Below are 19,251 nucleotides of genomic sequence, written 5' to 3' on the forward strand. Positions count from 1 at the left end.
ATTATATGGATAATTCTTGTGATAGTTGATATAAATCGTCATTCATATGTTTTTGCTGTTCGAAAACTTCCAGTAAATCTGTGTCAACAACTTCTTCGTTTTTAATTCCAACAGCGCGTCCACCTTTTTCATCCATGAGCAATTCAACCGCTCTAGCCCCCAGCCTGCTGGCAAGGACCCTGTCAAACGCCGTTGGCGTTCCACCTCTTTGGATATGGCCCAGTACAGATACTCTTGTTTCCAGGCCTGTCCTTTCCTTCAGTTTCTCCGCAAAGGCTGCTCCACTGGCCACACCTTCCGCAACAATGATAATACTATGCTTTTTCCCTCTTTTCAGTCCGCTTTCAATCCTATCAGCGATATCTTCCATATCATGAGGCTCCTCAGGGATAAGGATTGATTCAGCTCCCCCGGCCAAACCGGCCCAAAGAGCAATATCTCCCGAATCCCGACCCATGACTTCTATGACAAAAGTTCTCTCGTGGGACGTGGCTGTGTCACGAATTTTATCCACAGCATCCAGTACAGTATTCAGTGCTGTATCAAATCCAATCGTATATTGAGTACCCGGTATATCATTATCAATTGTGCCCGGAACCCCTATACAAGGAAAACCGAGTTCAGTGAGAGCTTTGGCGCCATGATATGAGCCGTCTCCTCCAATGACAACTAGTCCTTCGATACCATGTTTATTCAAGCAGTCCAGCCCCTGCTTTTGACCATCCTTTGTTTTAAATTCCTCACAGCGGGCTGACTGGAGCATTGTGCCGCCTCTATGGATAATATCCCCTACAGAGCCTATTTCCAGTTTTTTTATATTTCCTGTTATCAATCCGCTGAAACCCTGATATACTCCGTAAGTTTCAATTCCATGATAGATTGACTTCCTAACAATTGCCCGGATGGCCGCATTCATTCCCGGCGCATCTCCACCGCTTGTCAACACCCCTATTTTTCTCATCTATGTCACTCCATTAGACAGTATGTACTTTTGCCAGCCAATAGTTTATGTAAGTTAAAAATACCACTTCATCCTATTATTAACAAATTTTATCATGTTAAGATTTTGTAAACGGAAGGCACCTGGGGCTAGACATAATATCATTGTTCAAATAAAGAACTCTGTCTAACGATAATATTCCCCACAAGCATTGTCTCCTCAACGGCTTGAGCGGCAAAGACTGTATTTTCTTCCAGACCTCTAGTTTCTGTCATTTATTGGACATTGGATTTTTTGGTTTGAAGACATGTTAAAAAATAAAAAGGAATGCCCATTGGACAATCCTTAGTTTTGAATTTTTTCATATTCTTTTTGTTCCATATATTTACCCATCTTTTTATACTTCGAGTAACGCTCCTGGATCAGGGTTTCAGATTCGACGGCGATAAGCTCCTGCAATGCCTTTTTCAAAATTTCGTCAATGTTTTCCGCCTGTTTTTCAACATCCCTGTGGGCTCCGCCTCTTACTTCAGGAATAATTTCATCAATAATCCCCAAGCCCTTTAAATCAGGTGCGGTGATTTTCAATGCTTCGGCAGCCTGCTTTGCTAGCGATGCATCTTTCCATAAAATACTTGCCGCCCCCTCAGGCGTTATAACGGAATAAGTCGAGTTTTCTAGCATGTAAATCCGATCGCCGATTCCAAGTGCCAATGCACCACCGCTACCTCCTTCACCGGTAACGATACAGATGATTGGTACTTTCAGGCCTGCCATTTCAAACAGGTTTCTTGCAATGGCTTCACTCTGCCCTCGCTCTTCCGCAGACTTTCCTGGGTAAGCGCCTTTTGTATCAATAAAGCAAATAATTGGACGACGGAATTTTTCAGCCTGCTTCATCAAGCGAAGAGCCTTGCGATAGCCCTCTGGATGAGGCATTCCGAAGTTCCGGCGAATGTTTTCCTTCGTATCCCTACCGCGTTGATGACCAATCACTGTCACAGGAAGCCCCTTATATTTGGCAATTCCTCCTACGATTGCATGATCATCCCCATAAAGCCTGTCTCCATGCAATTCGATGAAGTCTGTAAACAAGTGCTCAATATAGTCGAGTGTTGTCGGACGCTTTGAGTGGCGGGCAAGCTGCACACGGTCCCAAGGACGCATGTTTTCATATATTTCTTTCTCAAGCTTTTCCAAACGGGATTCCAATTTATCGATCTCATCTGATAAATCAACCTCGGAGTTTTTCGTGAACTCCCTCAGTTCCGCTATTTTCTCTCTAAGTTCAAGCACGGGTTTTTCAAACTCAAGCTCGTTCACCATGCTATTTCACCTACTTGTTGATGAATTTCAAGGACCTTCGTCAGCTTTTCTTTCATTTCCTTACGTGGAATGACAGCATCAAGCTGGCCATGGTTTAATAGGAATTCAGCTGTTTGGAAATCATCTGGAAGTTCTTCCCTGATTGTCTGCTCGATGACTCGCCGCCCTGCAAAACCGATCAATGCTCCAGGTTCCGCAAAATTAAAGTCTCCCAATGATGCGAAACTTGCTGAAACTCCACCAGTTGTAGGGTGCGTCATGATAGAAATAATCAAACCGCCTTTATCACTGAACATTTTAAGCGCAGTGCTTGTCTTCGCCATCTGCATCAAAGACAATACTCCCTCTTGCATCCTGGCACCGCCTGAAGCAGTGAAAATAATGAATGGCACCTGCTTCTCTGCCGCGGCTTCGATTGCCCTCGCAATCTTTTCACCTACAACCGATCCCATGCTCCCCATCCTAAAATGAGAGTCCATGATCGCTGTAACTACTTCAATCTGATTAATGGTACCAGATCCTGTAAGTACCGCTTCATCCAAATTCGATTTTTTTCGATCTTGTTCGAGTTTCTCTAAATAATTAGGAAATTCGAGTGGGTTTTCCGATGTTATTTTTTCGTTGAACGGCACAAAAGAGCCCTCGTCAAACAGGCTTTCGACCCTTTCGTAAGCTGTCATTCTATAGTGATGGCCGCAGTGCAGGCATACTTTATTATTTTTCTGAAGCTCTTTCGTATACATGATTTTCTTGCATTCCGGACATTTCGACATGATCCCTTCGGGAACATCCTGTTTGGCCGACTCAGATGGAATCGTTGCATACTTCCTTTTCTTTGGCTTCGTACTCTTTTGCTTTGAAAAAAAATCTTTTAGCACAGCAGGCCCTCCTTTCATGCTTTTATTTAAGAAAAATGCAAGCGCCCTGGTCAGCCCGACAAGCATAAGACAATTTCCAAGGAGGCTTTCTCAGCCACTACAGGGAAGCAACTTGTGACCTCGAGGGGCTAAGCGCTGGAGCTGGACATAAAACATACTAGTTTGAATAGAGAACTTGGTCAAATTTCACACCTTCTTTACTATGGAAAAATGACACAAGCTTAGGAGAGACCAGGCTCTAGTCAGCTCGGCCTCTCCTTCGTTTATCGTTATGTCCAGCTTATTTATCTTTGCCTATGACAGCAAGCTCCATTGTTTTTTCTTTAATCTTTTCCGGATCAACCTTGATACGGGCGACACCTGATTCCATGGCTGCTTTTGCAACTGCTGCAGCCACGTGAGGTGCGACTCTCGGATCAAACGGTGCAGGAATCACATAGTCAGGAGACAAGTCTTCGTCAGAAACCAAGCCGGCTATTGCTTCCACAGCAGCTTGTTTCATTCGTTCGTTGATCTTAGTAGCCTGAACATCAAGCGCTCCACGGAAAAGTCCTGGGAATGCCAGAACGTTGTTGACTTGGTTCGGGAAGTCTGATCGACCTGTACCGATTACTTTAGCGCCGGCTGCCCTTGCCGCATCAGGCATGATTTCCGGATCAGGATTTGCCATTGCAAAAATGATCGGATCTTCCTTCATCGTTGCAACCATTTCCTCAGTTAATGCTCCTGCGACGGATACGCCGATAAATACATCTGCATCCTGGATGACATAGGCCAAGTCCCCATCAAGGCGGTCACGGTTTGTAAATTTAGCGACTTCTGCTTTTACTACGTTCATGCCTTCTGTGCGACCTTCGTAAATTGCCCCTCTTGAATCACACATAATGATATCACGTACCCCATAGCTGTGCAGCAGCTTGATAATCGCAATCCCTGCTGCACCGGCTCCGTTGGCCACAACTTTTATTTCTGACATTCTTCTGCCAGTAATTTTCAAGGCATTCACCAAGCCAGCAACAGTAACGATTGCCGTTCCATGCTGATCGTCGTGAAATACAGGAATGCTTAATTCCTTTTTCAATCGATTTTCAATCTCGAAGCAGTTTGGCGCAGCAATGTCTTCAAGATTTACTCCTCCGAATGTTGGTTCAAGCAACTTAACTGTTTGAACAATATCGTCAACATCTGTTGAGTCTAAACAAATCGGAAAAGCATCTACTCCCGCAAAGCTTTTAAATAAAACAGCCTTTCCTTCCATAACAGGAAGCGCTGCTTCCGGTCCTATATTACCAAGTCCTAGGACTGCTGTTCCGTCAGAAACGACAGCAACCATATTGCCCTTCATTGTATAATCATACACAGTCCCTGGATTTTCATAAATTTCTTTACATGGTTCAGCAACACCAGGGGAATAGGCAAGACTTAAATCTTTTGCAGTCTTTACTTCTATCTTTGACTTGGACTCCAGCTTCCCCTTGTGTAGTTTGTGTATATGCAATGCCTCATCACGCAATGACAACAAAATTCACTCCTTCATAACAAACCATACCCATTTTTTTATACACCAATAAAAGCTTATAACACAATATAACATATTATCGACTGTTTGAGAAAATTATTTTAACTTTGCGCACCCCGCTCCAAGAAGCGATTTTATTTCTCCGAGACACGCGGCTGTTGGATCAACACAGTTTTTTTCCCCAAGCTTAATCATTTTGTTTTCCTTTTCATAATAAAGGATGACTCTTGTTCTTCCTGGGTATTTCCCTAGAATGGTGTGCAGACTTTTTAGTGTATCAGGCCCATGCAGCTCTGCAGGCACCTTTATATACAATTTACTTTGACCGCTATTGTCTTCCAGTGTATCAGCAGAAATTGCTCTCTGAACGATAAACTGGGCGGCATTGTTCCGTTCTTCTACATTTCCCGTAACAAGGGCGATCTCCCCTTGTTTTATTATTGCACTGTGTCGTCTATATACATCGGGGAATACGACGCCTTCCATTTCTCCCGAGGAATCACTCATCGTGATAAATGCCATCACATCGCCTTTTTTTGTTCGGATAGTCTTAACACCAGACAAATATACGCCCGAAGATTTATTCCTTTGACCCGGTTCCATCTTTATCAGACTTGTTGCACCTGCGGACAAAAATTCTTTTTCAAAGGCAGCAGCAGGATGGCTGGAAATAAAGATACCCGTTGTTTCCTTTTCAAATGCAAGCTTGTCGGCAAGCTGCATCGGCTCCACCTCGACGTGTATCGGTTTTATCTGGAACATCTCTTCTTCGTCAAAAAGGTCAGGTGTATTTCCTGACGGCCTCATCAACTCAGCATGCTCCAAAGCAACGTCGAGTGTTGCCAGCAATACGGACCGGTCGTGCCCGAATTCGTCTAAACTTCCGGCATACACAAGAGACTCCAGTATTTTTCTGTTAATGATCCTCGGAGATACTCTAAGGCAAAAATCAAACAGGTCTTTAAAAGGACCGGCATCGCGCGACTGTATGATTTCTTTCATTGCAGCCACCCCGAGACCTTTGATTGCTCTGAGACTGAAACGAATCCCCTCTTTTTCTGCTAGAAAAGGAAAATGGCTTTTATTTATGGATGGTGGAAGGATGTCAATCCCTTTCTGCTTTGCTTCGGCCGTATAGAGAGCAATCTTATCCTCATTACCTATAACAGAAGTCAGAAGCGCCGCCATGAAGTATTTAGGATAATTGGCCTTCAGCCAGGCGAGCTGCCAAGCAATAAAGCTATACGCTACTGCATGGCTTCGGTTGAATCCATAGTTGGCAAAACGGACAATCAAGTCATATGTCGCATTTGCAGTCTGTTCGCTATATCCATTGGCCACTGCACCGGACACGAAACGTTTGCGTTGCTGGTCAAGTACCTCTCTTTTCTTTTTGCTGACAGCCCTTCTGAGCAAGTCAGCTTCCCCCAAAGAATAACCGGATAGAACCGCAGCTATTTGCATGATTTGTTCTTGATAAACGATGACTCCGTAAGTAAAGTCCAATATCGGTTTTAAATCAGGGTGTGGGTATTGAACCTTTTCCTTGCCATGTTTCCGTTTAATGTATGTGGGAATGTTTTCCATCGGGCCCGGCCTGAAGAGCGCATTGACAGCCACAATATCTTCAAACTCAGTCGGCTGCAATTCCCGCAAAACCTTTCTCATTCCTTCGGACTCCAATTGAAAGATTCCTGTCGTATCCCCTTTTTGCAGCAATTTAAATGTTTTTTCATCCGCAAAAGGGATTTCCTCCAAGGTGATTGTCTTCCCTGTATGGATTTTAATGCTTTTTAAAACTTGCTCCAGCAGGGTCAAGTTCCTCAGACCCAAAAAATCCATTTTCAGAAGACCGACTTTCTCAAGGTCCTCCATGGCAAGCTGGGTTACATACACTCCATCGGGGCCTTCCTTAATAGGGATGGTATTCACCAGCGGCTCTTCGCTGATCACCACCCCCGCAGCATGAATGGACGTGTGCCTCGGCAGGCCTTCAAGCTTCATTGCTGTTTCGAACATCAGGCGGTTTTGCTCGGAGGATGTTATGATTTCTCGAAACTCTTCTGATTCCTTGATGGCATGCTCCAACGTGAGCCCTAGCCGGGAAGGCATCTTCTTTGATAGCTGCTCCATTTCTTTTGTACTCAATCCGAAAACCCTCGCTGTGTCACGGACGGCAGCTTTCGCAGCAAAAGTTCCGAATGTAATAATGTGGGCCACGTGCATTTTCCCATATTTTTCAGCTACATACTCTATCACCTGGTCACGGCGAATGTCTGGGAAATCGATATCGATGTCAGGGAGGGAGACTCTTTCAGGATTCAAAAACCTCTCAAACAATAACCCGTGCTTGATTGGATCGACATCTGTAATTTCAAGCACATAGGACACAAGTGATCCAGCCGCGGAACCGCGTCCGGGCCCGGTCAAAATGTTGTTTTCCCGCGCATATTTCATAAAGTCCCACACGATTAAAAAATAGTCATTAAACCCCATTTGATTAATAATTTTCAGTTCGTATTCCAGTCTCTTCCGGTACTCAGGATTTTCTATTCCCCTTTTAGCCAATCCTTTTTTACATTGCTCAAACAGCATGGCTTTTGCTGTCTGATTTTCCGGTAAGGGATACTTTGGCAGCAGATGCCTGTCCGTCTCTATAAAAACATTGCATTCTTCTGCGATCCTGAAGGTATTTTCAAGAGCCTCAGGATATCCCGAAAATAACTGGGTCATTTCTGTTTGTGTCTTAAAATAATATTCGCCGGCCTTGTATAAATTTACGTCGGAAATTTCCAGTTTTTCTCCATCTCTGATCGCGTGGAGACATTTACAGGCAAAAGCATCTTCTTTTTTCAAATAGTGCACATCGTTAGTGACTACCGTTTTTATTCCTGCCTCTTCTGCAAACGCAGCCAGTGTATCCACAAACCCTGAAGGTGTGTCAGACTGATGATTTTGCAATGACAGGTAGAAGGAATCACCAAAAGTTGAAATGTAACGCTCAGAAGCGGTTGTTGCCTTGTCTGTTTCTCCAGTTTTCAGGAGCTGTTCAATCTCTCCATTGATCCCTGGTGTAATGGCGATTAACCCCTCACTATATGACTTAAGCCACTTCCAGGAAATGGTCTTTTCCGGTTGTATTTGAATGGCGCTCGATATTTTTAACAGATTGGCATAGCCGATATTATTTCTTGCCAATAGGACAAGTGGATATGATTGCTGTCCATCGGCCTGAACATCCGCGGTCATTCCGATGATCGGTTTGATTCCTGCCTTCTTGCAAGTTTGATAGAAAGACAAAACGCCGTACAAAACATTATGGTCCGTAATGGCCAAAGCCGAGTAATTGTTTCTCTTTGCTTCCTGCACCAGTTCCGGAATGGATATCGTGCTTGATAATAAACTGTACGCAGTGGCTATTTGCAATTGAACAAAGTTCAAGTGGCTTACCTCTTTTCTATCCAATACTTTCCTAGTCCGAAATGGAATATTCGTTCCCCTCTATTATAGCCTTTCTTTTTACATACATTAACGGTTTGTCCCATATAAGTAATAACAGGGAAAGAATAATTCAATCTTTGGGGTTGGTAATCATGCACGAAACTTTTTTTCCAGCTTTCTTCAACAGCTATTTCATTGCATTCGGGGTGATGTTGGGCGGCTCTCTGATCGGAGGGCTGGCTGCTTTCATTACTGGTGAACCGTTGCTTACAGAAATAGCGAATATCGCGGGACGTGTCAGGATTTGGGCCATCATTGCAGCTATTGGAGGCACCTTTGATACGGTTTACAGTTTTGAAAAAGGATTCCTCGAGGGTGGAACAACAGATCTATTCAAACAGTTTTTATTAATCTTATCTGCGATGGGTGGAGCTAAGACTGCCGGTCTGATCATTTCATGGCTGACTCAGGAGCATATATCATGAGAATCCCCCCACTGTACCGCCATCCGATTTGGCAGCGATTTTTTGCCGGGGCAGCGGTCGGAGGTTGCATCAGCTGGCTGATCTTCTTATTCATGTTCGGTACGATCCAGCAAAAGAACACTACTTTGATAGAAAGACAGGCCATCAGAATCAAGGAATTGAATGGACACATCCAAATTTTGGAAGAGGACTATCAGAAATTGAACAAAGAAAATGAAGAAATGCTGACTATTCAAGAGATAGACATTAAAATTCATAATTTTGAACGGTATGGTATAAGGGATCGCCTTGGTATTTATCAAGCTGAGGAATCGATCAAGGAAGATTTAAGATCGCTTGTTGCCAAAGATTTGACAACCGTGTACAAAAATAAAGAAGTGATAAAAAAAACCGTTGAAAATAAAACACTCAAGATCAACGGAAAGCAATACAAGCTAGTCGTCAAGGAGCTGTATTTTTACACGACAATCAGCCTTGTATTGGAAATTAAACTGGCCGACTGAAGCGTCGGCTTGTTTAATTCTTCTTACACACAGCTTCCACATCTTTTTTCACTTCTTTTGTTTCTTCCCACGAATATACCGAAGCTCCTGCTGCAAGCGGATGGCCGCCTCCTCCGTATTTCATGGCGATCGTATTAATGACAGGACCCTTTGAACGAAGGCGCACCCGGATTTGATCATCTTCCTCGATGAAGAAGGCCCATGCCTTGATTCCTTTTACCATGCCGAGAGAACTGACAAGCTGCGACGCTTCGGAAGGAAGTAAGCCATATTCTTCAAGAGTCCCTTTACGGATGGATATAACCGCTGCGCCGTCTTCATTCATTATAAAATGTTCCAATACATATCCCTGGAGCTTGATCACGTTGGGCGCGAGCTCGTACATCTCATTGTATAGCAGCGTCCGGTCGAATGAATAGCTGATTAATTCCTTGGCATATTGAAATGTTTTTTCAGTTGCACTTGGATATAGAAACCTGCCGGTATCCCCCACAATACCTGCGTATATCAACCTTGCTGCTTCATCTGTCATTTTTAACCCTTCGCCGCTGAATGTTTGATAAAACTCGTAGATCATTTCACTTACGGAGGATGCATTCAAATCAACCCAGAGAATGTCTCCGTAAGGGTCTTCGTTTGGATGATGGTCAATTTTTATCAATTTGTCACCAGTATCATATCTCGAATCGCAGACCCTTTCCTGATTAGCAGTATCGCAAACGATCACCAGGGCCCCTTCATACATTTCGTCAGAAATGACATCAGGCTTCCTCAAATAATCCAGGGACGGATCATGTGTTCCAACAGCAAAAATCTGCTTTTCGGGAAACGATGCCTTCAAAATCGCGGCCAATCCTCCTTGAGATCCATAGGCATCAGGATCGGGACGTACATGGCGATGGATAATTATGGTATCGTAGCTTTTGACCGCTTCAAAAATTTCTTCCTTCATAAGGAGCTCCTTTCACCTTGCGCTATTTATAGAATATTCATTAAAAATTCAGTATCGGGCAAGTGGCTTTTACAATTAATTGACGTTACAATAAGATGGATGAATAGTTTATAGATTCGGAGGAAAGAAAATGCCATTTCTTGTAATTCTGATCGTATTTTCATTTTCATTTTATATTTACTATAAAATAAAAAATGTACGGAGCAAGAGGCCGATGGAAAAAAAGCTTCTCAGCGGAAAATCCAGTATGGCCCTCGGTCTGTTTGTCGCATTATTCGGGATCAATCAGCTATTAATGTTCGACACAACAACAACCTATATTATAGCTGCTGTCTTCATTCTCCTGGGATGTGCCAGTGCGTGGGCGGGATATAAATCTTTCCGTCACCATATCCCATATGTAAAGGAAGAAGCCAGGCAACTGGATGGGCAGATACGCTGATTGAAAAGCCGCTGAAATAGCGGCTTTTTTAAATGGAAACCATTCGTTATCTCCCGTCTTTCATGACCGCAGACGAGCCTGCTGCCTATGGCACCTTCGCTTTTCTGGTGTCCAGCCTCCGGTGCCTATCGACTAGCAGACTTCCTCCTCCTTCCTACGATAAGTCAACATCGGCTCCTACGTCGCCGTGTTTCCTTTATCTCGTCAGGAGTCGTCCAGTCTGTACGTCGATGAACAGGCACCTTCGCTTTTCTAATCACCTATCTATAAGTCTGCACATCATCAGTGCTTTTCCGACGATTTCTCCATTGTTGAATGCCTCAACATCAACTTTTCCGAATTTTCTTCCTGCCTCAAGGATTCTTGGAACCACTTCAAGAGTTGAATCCATTTGAACTGGTTTCAGGAAATATATCGTCATACTTTCTACAGCCAGTTCACCCTTCTTTTGCAATCTGAACAGCCTGTTCGATGCCTCAGCTATAATAGAGGAGAAGACACCGTAGGAAATCGTTCCCAGTTGGCTTGTCATTTGCGGGGTCACGTCAAATGTAAATGAAGGTTCCCCTGCATATTTGCTATTGGAAAGCTGTTTGGAAATTGTGTCATCAATTGTATCTCCCACCTGCGGCTGGCGCTGAATCATTTGCAACGCTTTCAATACATCCTGACGGCTGATAATTCCTTCAAGTCTTTGATGTTCGTCCACAACTGGAAGTACCTCGATCCCTTCCCAAATCATCATATGCGCTACTGACGCAACACTCGTTTTTCTTCCAACAGTGATTGGATTCTTCGTCATCACTTTATCAATTCCTACACTAGGATCCTGCCCGATGACGTCCTTCCCTGTGACCATTCCCTGCACTTTATTATTCAAATCAACCACCGGATAACGGCTATGGTCGGATGTTTCTTTTTTGGAATACCAGTCTGACACTTTTTCCTTTGTTGTAATACTGATCGTATCATCTTTCGGGATAAAAATATCTTCAACAAGAATAATTTCCTTCTTGATAAGCTGGTCATAGATTGCCCGGTTAATCATGGCTGCCACAGTAAATGTGTCATAACTCGTTGATATGATCGGCAATTCCAATTCGTCGGCAAGTTTTTTTACATGGTCCTCAGTATCAAATCCGCCCGTAATCAGAACAGCAGCACCAGCCATCAATGCGTACTCGTGCGCTTTGGTCCGGTTTCCGACAATCAACAGATTGTTCGCACCCGTATACCGCATCATGGCGTCGAGTTTCATAGCCCCGATTACAAACTTGTTGAGCGTTTTATGAAGACCTGTCCGCCCACCCAATACCTGACCGTCAATGATATTGACAACTTCTGCGTATGTCAGTTTTTCTATATTCTCTTTTTTCTTTTGCTCTATACGGATTGTTCCAACCCGCTCAATCGTACTTACATATCCCCTATTTTCGGCATCCTTTATAGCTCTGTATGCAGTTCCCTCACTAACATTCAGTACTTTGGCAATTTGCCGCACCGAAATTTTTTCCCCTACAGGGAGACCGTCAATATGCCGAATAATTTGTTCATGCTTTGTTGACAAGCTTTTCACCCTTTTCATTTACCGTACAATCATTAAGATTATTATATAGTGAAAAGCCCTGTTCATCAATTTTTCATTACTTAGTTAGCTCTCATGCGTTTTTTATTCTTCTCTGCTGACTCCTCCCCCTCACCATATCTCTTTTTATATTTATACGGATATAAAAGAGCTGCAAGATTACCAGCAAAAACAAGGAAGGCAAACGCAAGCCAGCTAATGGCAAAAAGACCTTCCAAACCGGAAGCAAATGGGTGAATCCTTGGTACAGAAAAATAAAATAATGCACAGCAAATCAGAAGACAAAGCAAATAACGGTTATTCATAATAAATACCCCCTGCATAAACTAATCATATTAATATATGCAGGGGGATGGGCTTATAGCTCGATTAAATCACCTGGATTCATCACTTTTCCGTTAATATTCTCTTTTAATAGGCTCATAAAATACTGCGGATCCTGCTTAATAGGCGGGAATGTATTGTAATGAATAGGAACAACTGTTTTAGCCTGTACAAATTCCGCTGCCAACGCGGCGTCCTCCGGTCCCATTGTAAAATTGTCGCCGATTGGCAGGAAAGCCACATCAATCGGGTGGCGATCCCCGATCAATTTCATGTCGGAGAATAATGCAGTATCTCCCGCGTGGTAGATTGTTTTTCCTTCCGCCATCAACAATACACCGGCAGGCATTCCAAGATAGATAATCTGCTTGTCCTCTGTAAAGATCGCAGAACCGTGAAAAGCAGGCGTGAATTTCACTTTACCAAAATCAAATTCATATGCTCCGCCAATATGCATTGGATGTGTGTTCACACCTTGCCAGCCAATATAGGTCGCTAATTCGTTCGGAGCAATGACCAGTGAGCCGCATCTCTTTGCAAGCTCGACCGTATCCCCTACATGATCTGAATGACCATGGGTTAGAATAATAACGTCCGGATTTTCTTCATCAGCCTTTAAGTCTGTCAGTTCATTGCCTGTAATAAATGGATCAATTAAGATTGTTTTTCCTTCCGTAACAACTTTAACAACTGAATGACCATGATAAGAAACTTTCATCTTGCTGCAACACTCCTTTTAAAAAATCTCCATACAAGATTCATTTCTAGATGGTTTAGTTTTTTCCTGCCTCAGCCTGCATTGTTTTCCTTCTTTATTGTCTCTTTTTCCATCTAGTGCTAATCTCAACATAATAAATTGAATTCAGGGAGCTGATGAATTTGAATTCTAGGCTGGAAAAGTTAATGTCGTGGCTGAAAGCTAAACAGATTGATGCTGCCTTTATCACTTCACCGGACAATGTATTTTATCTTACCAGATTTAGATGTGAACCGCATGAGCGGCTGCTTGGACTTGCCGTTTTTCAAGAGGAGGAGCCGCTGCTCATTTGTCCCGGAATGGAAGTCAATGATGCAAAGAGTGCAGGCTGGAATAATGAGATCCTTGGGTACAGTGATACCGACAATCCGTGGGACCTTGCAGACGAACGGATCAAATTGCGCATGCCTATCATAAAGTCATGGGCTGTGGAAAAAGAGCATTTGAACGTGAGCAGATTTGAAGAGCTTTCTAAAAGATATGAACAGTCTACTTTCGTAAGCGCGGATGAGATTTTAAACGAACTGCGCCTTGTGAAAGATGAACAGGAAGTCAAATTGATCAAAAGAGCATGTGAACTGGTTGATTTTGCTGTCGAAGTCGGGGTCAATGAGTTAGCAGAAGGAAAAACAGAGCTGGATATGATTGCCGCCATCGAGTATGAAATCAAGAAAAAGGGAGCAGGGATGTCGTTCGACCCTATCGTTCTGGCCGGAGCGAATGCTGCTTCGCCGCACGGAACCCCGGGACTGACAAAAATTGAACGGGGCCAGTTGGTATTAATGGATCTAGGCGTTGTTTACGAGGGTTATTGCTCAGATATTACACGAACAGTTGCCTTTGGTGAAGTTTCCGAAAAACAAAAGGAAATTTATGAGACAGTCCTAAAAGCTGAGGCAGCAGCGATTGAACTCACAAAGCCTGGGGTAAAAGCGAAATTGCTGGACCAAACGGCAAGAAAAATTATAAATGATGCAGGATATGGGGAATACTTCCCTCACCGCCTTGGTCACGGGCTGGGAATCAGCGTACATGAGTTTCCTTCCATGACAGAAACAAACGAATTGGAACTGAAGCCAGGGATGGTTTTTACAATCGAACCTGGGATTTACATACCGGGAGTTGCCGGGGTACGCATTGAGGATGATGTTTTGGTGACAGCAGACGGGGTGGAAGTTTTGACCAAATACCCAAAATCCTTGCAAATTATTGAATGAAATAAACGTGATGGCTTTTGAAAATCAGAACATATGCAGAAAAAAATGTTTCCGCATAATCAAGGTAATGTGAGCCTTTTTCGCATAGTCGTTCGAAATTCCAATCAATGTACAAAAACCAATTTTATCCGTGAGATACACCTATAATCATTCGAATATCTCTTTACCGACATTTTTAGTTTACAAGCAAAAACAACCGGCGGATTTCACTCCGCGCGGTTGTTTTTATTAGAGCGTCGAACTTATTATAGCAATTCTGTTGCGTCAACGAACTCGTAACCGAGGTCATCTGCAACTGCTTTGAATGTAACTTTTCCGTCAAGAACGTTGATTCCTTTGCGCAAAGGCTCGTTATCCAAGCAAGCTTGCTTATAACCTTTGTTTGCAATTTGAAGTGCATAAGGAACTGTTACGTTAGTCAATCCCATTGTTGATGTTTGTGGAACAGCACCTGGCATGTTAGCAACAGCATAGTGAACAACACCATGTTTTTCATATGTTGGGTTGTCGTGAGTCGTAACTCTGTCACTTGTTTCGAAGATACCGCCTTGGTCGATTGCAATATCAACAAGAACGGATCCTGGAGACATGGATTTAACCATTTCTTCAGAAACAAGTTTAGGCGCTTTCGCTCCTGGGATAAGAACCGCACCAACAACCAAGTCGGAGTCTTTAACCGCATTGGCAATGTTGAATGGGTTTGAAACCAATGTTTTAATGTCGTTACCGAAAATATCGTCAAGCTGACGAAGACGATCTACACTCAAATCGATTACTGTTACGTCAGCACCAAGCCCTACTGCCATTTTCGCAGCGTTTGTACCAGCTTGTCCGCCACCGATAACTGTTACTTTTCCACGCTCTACGCCTGGGATGCCTGCAAGAAGCTTTCCTTTTCCGCCATAAGTTTTGGAAAGGAATTGAGCACCGATTTGTGTTGCCATTCTTCCTGCTACTTCACTCATTGGTGCAAGAAGTGGAAGTGAGCGGTTTGGAAGCTGTACAGTTTCGTAAGCAATCGCAACCACTTTGTTTTCAACAAGCGCTTTAGTCAAAGCAGGCTCTGCAGCAAGGTGCAAGTATGTGAATAGGATTAATCCTTCACGGAAGTAGCCGAACTCTTCTTCAAGAGGCTCTTTAACTTTCATAACCATATCTGCAGCCCAAGCTTCTTTTGCAGAGCTTACGATCTTCGCACCAGCTTCAACATACTGTTCGTCTGTGAAGCTTGATCCAAGTCCTGCACCTGTTTCAATATGTACTTCATGACCTGCATGTGTCAATGTATAAGCACCGGCAGGAGTCATAGCCACACGGTTCTCAAAACTTTTAATTTCCTTAGGTACACCAATAATCATAAAACTTTCCTCCTAACATGTTCTAACTGTCACAATATAGAATATATCACTTTAATCTGGTAAACGAAAGCCTTCTTTAAAAGATTTTTGTGAACTTAAAGAGGTGTTATTGATAAACACCTCTTTTGACAGCATTATTTCCTATTTATCACTTATTATTATTAAACACATCAAGGATCGTCGATATGATAAAATCAACATCTTCATCGGTACAAGAGAGCGGCGGGGACAATGTCAATATGTTATTATATCCCGCTACAGTGTCACCATTTTTCCCGATAATCAGGCCCTTCGCCCTACATCCAGCAATAATCTTACCGACACGCTCATTCGATGCAGGCTCCCTTGTCTCTTTATCTTCTACCATTTCGATTCCCATTAAGAATCCTTTGCTGCGAATATCTCCAACATAAGGATGGTCATTTAGTACTGCCAATTCATTCGTGAGGCGCTCTCCCAATTCCGCAGACCTGGCTACAAGATTTTCTCTTTCCATAATTTCCAGGTTTTTCAAAGCAAGTGCACAGGCTGCAGGATTTCCTCCAAACGTATTCACGTGACGGAAGTGACTGTTTTCTTCACTCTTTTTGAATGTCTCGTAAATATCTTTTCTTACAGCCGTTACAGAGAGAGGCAAATACGCGCTAGTCAGTCCTTTTGCCATTGAAATGATATCCGGCTTGACTTTAAAGTGCTGATGCCCGAACATCTTTCCAGTTCTTCCGAAACCACAGATCACTTCATCAATGATCAAAAGCACACCGTATTTCGTGCAGATTTCCTGGACTTTTTCCATATATACCGGATGCGGGATGATAACCCCTCCTCCAGTGATCAATGGCTCCATGATGATTCCAGCAATTGTATCTTTTTGCTCCCAGATGATCTTCTCTTCAAATTCCTGTGCTTTTTGGATATTGAATTCCTCAACGGACATTCCTGCTGGTCTTCTATAGCTGTCAGGTGGTGCCACATGTAAAAATCCTGGCACGAGCGGCTCATACTTAAACTTTCTCAATGCCTGGCCTGTTGCAGACATGGCCCCCATTGAACTTCCGTGGTAAGCACGGTATCGGGAAATGAATTTAAACCTGGATGGCTCGCCGTTTTGCTGGTGATATTGCCGTGCAATTTTGAACGCCACTTCATTCGCATCTGATCCGCTATTGGAGTAGAACATCATGTAGTCGTCATCAAGATACTCATTCAATTTTTCCGCAAGGTCAATGGCAGGCTGATGACTTTGTGTCATCGGCGTATAAGTCATTTTAATCATTTGGTCATAGGCAGCTTTTGCAAGCTCTTCCCTTCCGTAGCCGACATTCACACACCATAGGCCGGACATGCCGTCCAACACTTTATTCCCTTTATGGTCTGTCATCCATGCCCCCTTCGCTTCTGTAAAAACTGTCGGAGGACTTGCTTCGTTATATGGAGAAATGTGATGCCATACATTTTGGCGGTCTCTTTCAACCAATGAATCTGTTTGAATTGTAGACATATGATAATCCCCTTTCTATTATGGCCGTCCCTCACCTTGAGAGCATGCCGGGCTTCGACATACTATTAAAAGATTAAATTTACTGTCCGGATTCGTGAAATACTGATCAGCTTCATGAAATACAGTCCAACGTCACGCAATACTATCCAGTTTCACGAAATACCGTCCAAGTTCTCAAAATACTGTCCAGCTCAATGAAATACTGTCCAAACTTCACGCGCGCCCTACGCTTCTTTTATTTTCTCGTTCTAGGAAGCAGGGGCTCAAGGTCGCTTCTGAAAAACCATTGAAGGCACAGAAGCCCTCATTGGTTTTTCTTCCGACGAACAGTATGCCCTAGTGCCACCGACGTACAGGAAGTACTAGTGCAAGCGAAGCGACAGGCTGTCGCGCCCTGAGCCTGCACTGGACGTGGCGCCTTGAGGCGGCCGACGCTTGTCGCCCCTAGACAGCCGCCTTACGCTCTTCTCATTATCTAGCTTCGGCGCTTACGCTTTTCTATTAATACGCATGCCTTTGCGTAACCATTTTCTTGCGCGTATAGAATTCGATTCCGTCGCGGCCGTTCGCATGAAGATCTCCATAGAAAGACTTCTTGTAACCGGAGAACGGGAAGAATGCCATTGGAGCAGGTACCCCTAAGTTAATGCCAAGCATGCCGGCATCAATTTCCTCCCTGAATTTGCGGATAGCTTTTGCACTGTCAGTAAACAGGCAGGCACCATTTGCAAAATCGGATTTATTCGTTAACTCGATGGCTTCATCGAGGTCTTTCACTCTGATGACCGAAAGAACTGGAGCAAAAATTTCTTCTTTCCAGATTTTCATATCAGTTGTTACATCTTCGAAAATTGTCGGTCCAACGAAGTAACCGCCATCGGATAATGACTCATCTTTACGCCCATCGCGGACAAGCTTGGCTCCCTCTTCAATCCCTGATTCGATGTAACCTAGTGTTTTTTCTTTATGAGCGTCACGGATTACCGGTCCTAGGAAAATACCATCTTGGAGCCCATCACCCATTTTGATGCTGTCTGACTTTTCAACAAGCTTTTTCACAAGGTCGTCTGCAATGCTGTCTACTGCGACAACGACGGAACATGCCATGCAACGCTCACCCGCTGAGCCGAAGGCCGCGTTGAAGATGTTGTTTGCAGCAGAATCCAAGTCAGCATCTTCAAGGACGATCGTATGGTTTTTTGCTCCTGCCAATGCCTGAACCCGTTTTCCGTTAGCCGTACCAGTTTTATAGACATACTCGGCAACTGGCTGCGAACCAACAAATGAAACGGCTGGAATGTCTGGATGTTCTAAAATTCCATTAACGACATCATGCGCCCCGTGAACAATGTTGAATACACCTTCAGGAAGCCCTGCCTCATTAAGCAATTCTGCCAAGCGATTTGCCAGTAGAGGTGTTCTCTCTGATGGTTTCAAGATGAATGTATTTCCTGTAGCAATCGCAAGTGGGAACATCCAGCAAGGAACCATCATCGGGAAGTTGAATGGAGTAATGCCTCCGACTACTCCAAGCGGGTAGCGGTACATTCCTGATTCGATGTTTGTTGCAATATCAGGGAGCTGATTTCCCATCATTAATGTAGGAGCCCCAGCGGCAAATTCGACACACTCAATTCCTCTTTGAACCTCGCCGTGTGCTTCTGCGAAGTTCTTACCATTTTCGATTGTGATCAGCTTTGCCAACTCGTCCCATTCATTGATTAACAGCTGATGGTATTTGAAAAGTACTCTTGCTCTCACCGGAACTGCTGTCTTGCTCCACGTTTTAAATGCTTTCTTGGCGGCCGTCACCGCTTCTTCTAAATCCTCTTTTGTTGAAACCGGGACCTTTGCTAGGATTTCACCTGTCGCAGGGTTTGGAACATCTTCATATTTATCCGTCTTTGATTTGACCCATTGTCCATTTATAAAATTTGCAAGCGTTTGCGTCTTTTCGGAAACAGTACTCATGTTTTTATCCTCCTAAGCTTAATATGATAATAGTTGACTCAATCTTCTTTTC

General features: G+C 43.6%; 16 protein-coding genes. 4 read left to right on the forward strand and 12 right to left on the reverse strand.

Features of this window, described 5'->3' with window-relative positions; all coding sequences use genetic code 11:
* Nucleotide 1 precedes the first annotated feature (1 nt).
* The 5 genes from pfkA to dnaE all read right to left on the reverse strand — a co-directional run bounded on the left by pfkA (nucleotide 2) and on the right by dnaE (nucleotide 8,104).
* The gene (pfkA, locus tag D4T97_RS06200; RefSeq protein WP_126048777.1) at nucleotides 2–961 is read right to left on the reverse strand and encodes a 6-phosphofructokinase; all 960 of its coding nucleotides are present in this window, start codon (nucleotides 959–961) and stop codon (nucleotides 2–4) included.
* Between the two features lie 324 nt (nucleotides 962–1,285).
* Nucleotides 1,286–2,266, reverse strand: a complete 981-nt coding sequence (gene accA / locus D4T97_RS06205; RefSeq protein WP_126048779.1) for an acetyl-CoA carboxylase carboxyl transferase subunit alpha — start codon at nucleotides 2,264–2,266, stop codon at nucleotides 1,286–1,288.
* Nucleotides 2,260–3,144: an acetyl-CoA carboxylase, carboxyltransferase subunit beta gene (gene accD, locus D4T97_RS06210; protein ID WP_235872172.1), complete on the reverse strand. Its 885-nt coding sequence runs from the start codon at nucleotides 3,142–3,144 to the stop codon at nucleotides 2,260–2,262. The genes accA and accD overlap by 7 nt, the downstream gene beginning before the upstream one ends.
* 280 nt (nucleotides 3,145–3,424) lie before the next feature.
* Nucleotides 3,425–4,663, reverse strand: a complete 1,239-nt coding sequence (locus D4T97_RS06215) for an NAD(P)-dependent malic enzyme (RefSeq protein ID WP_126048781.1) — start codon at nucleotides 4,661–4,663, stop codon at nucleotides 3,425–3,427.
* Nucleotides 4,664–4,759: 96 nt separating this feature from the next.
* Nucleotides 4,760–8,104, reverse strand: coding sequence for a DNA polymerase III subunit alpha (gene dnaE / locus D4T97_RS06220; RefSeq protein ID WP_126048783.1), 3,345 nt, complete (start codon nucleotides 8,102–8,104; stop codon nucleotides 4,760–4,762).
* A gap of 152 nt (nucleotides 8,105–8,256) precedes the next feature.
* Between dnaE and D4T97_RS06225 the strand changes: the two genes are divergently transcribed.
* Together D4T97_RS06225 and ytrI are read left to right on the forward strand one after the other, a co-directional pair.
* Entirely contained in the window at nucleotides 8,257–8,589 is a 333-nt protein-coding gene (locus D4T97_RS06225; protein WP_126048785.1) for a YtrH family sporulation protein, read from the forward strand.
* Nucleotides 8,586–9,092, forward strand: a complete 507-nt coding sequence (ytrI, locus tag D4T97_RS06230) for a sporulation membrane protein YtrI (protein ID WP_126048787.1) — start codon at nucleotides 8,586–8,588, stop codon at nucleotides 9,090–9,092. The genes D4T97_RS06225 and ytrI overlap by 4 nt, the downstream gene beginning before the upstream one ends.
* A 13-nt stretch (nucleotides 9,093–9,105) precedes the next feature.
* Here the strand turns inward: ytrI and D4T97_RS06235 are convergent, their stop codons facing one another.
* A complete protein-coding gene (locus D4T97_RS06235; RefSeq protein ID WP_126048790.1) occupies nucleotides 9,106–10,044 on the reverse strand; it encodes a DHH family phosphoesterase in 939 nt (312 codons plus the stop codon).
* A 130-nt stretch (nucleotides 10,045–10,174) separates the two neighbouring features.
* Here D4T97_RS06235 and D4T97_RS06240 point away from each other — a divergent pair, with 130 nt between their 5' ends.
* Nucleotides 10,175–10,486, forward strand: coding sequence for a YtpI family protein (locus tag D4T97_RS06240; protein WP_126048792.1), 312 nt, complete (start codon nucleotides 10,175–10,177; stop codon nucleotides 10,484–10,486).
* Between the two features lie 256 nt (nucleotides 10,487–10,742).
* Here the strand turns inward: D4T97_RS06240 and D4T97_RS06245 are convergent, their stop codons facing one another.
* From D4T97_RS06245 to D4T97_RS06255, 3 genes are all read right to left on the reverse strand, one after another.
* Nucleotides 10,743–12,053 carry a CBS domain-containing protein gene (locus D4T97_RS06245; RefSeq protein ID WP_126048794.1) on the reverse strand — a complete coding sequence of 437 codons (1,311 nt, stop codon included), beginning with the start codon at nucleotides 12,051–12,053 and terminating at the stop codon, nucleotides 10,743–10,745.
* Between the two features lie 80 nt (nucleotides 12,054–12,133).
* Nucleotides 12,134–12,376 (reverse strand): hypothetical protein, encoded by a 243-nt coding sequence (locus tag D4T97_RS06250; RefSeq protein WP_235872173.1) that lies wholly within the window; start codon nucleotides 12,374–12,376, stop codon nucleotides 12,134–12,136.
* Nucleotides 12,377–12,429: 53 nt separating this feature from the next.
* Nucleotides 12,430–13,113 carry a metal-dependent hydrolase gene (locus D4T97_RS06255; RefSeq protein WP_126048796.1) on the reverse strand — a complete coding sequence of 228 codons (684 nt, stop codon included), beginning with the start codon at nucleotides 13,111–13,113 and terminating at the stop codon, nucleotides 12,430–12,432.
* A gap of 161 nt (nucleotides 13,114–13,274) precedes the next feature.
* Between D4T97_RS06255 and D4T97_RS06260 the strand changes: the two genes are divergently transcribed.
* The gene (locus tag D4T97_RS06260; protein WP_126048798.1) at nucleotides 13,275–14,369 is read left to right on the forward strand and encodes a M24 family metallopeptidase; all 1,095 of its coding nucleotides are present in this window, start codon (nucleotides 13,275–13,277) and stop codon (nucleotides 14,367–14,369) included.
* Nucleotides 14,370–14,614: 245 nt separating this feature from the next.
* Here D4T97_RS06260 and ald read toward each other — a convergent pair whose 3' ends face one another.
* From ald to D4T97_RS06275, 3 genes are all read right to left on the reverse strand, one after another.
* Nucleotides 14,615–15,727 carry an alanine dehydrogenase gene (gene ald, locus D4T97_RS06265; protein WP_126048800.1) on the reverse strand — a complete coding sequence of 371 codons (1,113 nt, stop codon included), beginning with the start codon at nucleotides 15,725–15,727 and terminating at the stop codon, nucleotides 14,615–14,617.
* A 148-nt stretch (nucleotides 15,728–15,875) separates the two neighbouring features.
* Nucleotides 15,876–17,228: an aspartate aminotransferase family protein gene (locus D4T97_RS06270; protein WP_126048802.1), complete on the reverse strand. Its 1,353-nt coding sequence runs from the start codon at nucleotides 17,226–17,228 to the stop codon at nucleotides 15,876–15,878.
* A 501-nt stretch (nucleotides 17,229–17,729) separates the two neighbouring features.
* On the reverse strand, nucleotides 17,730–19,199 hold the full coding sequence (locus D4T97_RS06275; RefSeq protein WP_126048804.1) for a CoA-acylating methylmalonate-semialdehyde dehydrogenase: 1,470 nt from the start codon (nucleotides 19,197–19,199) through the stop codon (nucleotides 17,730–17,732).
* Nucleotides 19,200–19,251: the final 52 nt, after the last annotated feature.

The sequence above is a fragment of the Siminovitchia acidinfaciens genome (assembly GCF_003605385.1).
In the GTDB taxonomy this organism is placed as follows: Bacteria; Bacillota; Bacilli; order Bacillales; family Bacillaceae_C; genus Siminovitchia; species Siminovitchia acidinfaciens.

Coding starts and splice junctions, on each gene's coding strand:
- pfkA (WP_126048777.1), bottom strand. CDS start 961: ATGAGAAAAATAGGGGTGTTGACAAGCGGTGGAGATGCGCCGGGAATG.
- accA (WP_126048779.1), bottom strand. CDS start 2,266: ATGGTGAACGAGCTTGAGTTTGAAAAACCCGTGCTTGAACTTAGAGAG.
- D4T97_RS06225 (WP_126048785.1), top strand. CDS start 8,257: ATGCACGAAACTTTTTTTCCAGCTTTCTTCAACAGCTATTTCATTGCA.
- ytrI (WP_126048787.1), top strand. CDS start 8,586: ATGAGAATCCCCCCACTGTACCGCCATCCGATTTGGCAGCGATTTTTT.
- D4T97_RS06235 (WP_126048790.1), bottom strand. CDS start 10,044: ATGAAGGAAGAAATTTTTGAAGCGGTCAAAAGCTACGATACCATAATT.
- D4T97_RS06240 (WP_126048792.1), top strand. CDS start 10,175: ATGCCATTTCTTGTAATTCTGATCGTATTTTCATTTTCATTTTATATT.
- D4T97_RS06250 (WP_235872173.1), bottom strand. CDS start 12,376: ATGAATAACCGTTATTTGCTTTGTCTTCTGATTTGCTGTGCATTATTT.
- D4T97_RS06255 (WP_126048796.1), bottom strand. CDS start 13,113: ATGAAAGTTTCTTATCATGGTCATTCAGTTGTTAAAGTTGTTACGGAA.
- ald (WP_126048800.1), bottom strand. CDS start 15,727: ATGATTATTGGTGTACCTAAGGAAATTAAAAGTTTTGAGAACCGTGTG.
- D4T97_RS06270 (WP_126048802.1), bottom strand. CDS start 17,228: ATGTCTACAATTCAAACAGATTCATTGGTTGAAAGAGACCGCCAAAAT.
- D4T97_RS06275 (WP_126048804.1), bottom strand. CDS start 19,199: ATGAGTACTGTTTCCGAAAAGACGCAAACGCTTGCAAATTTTATAAAT.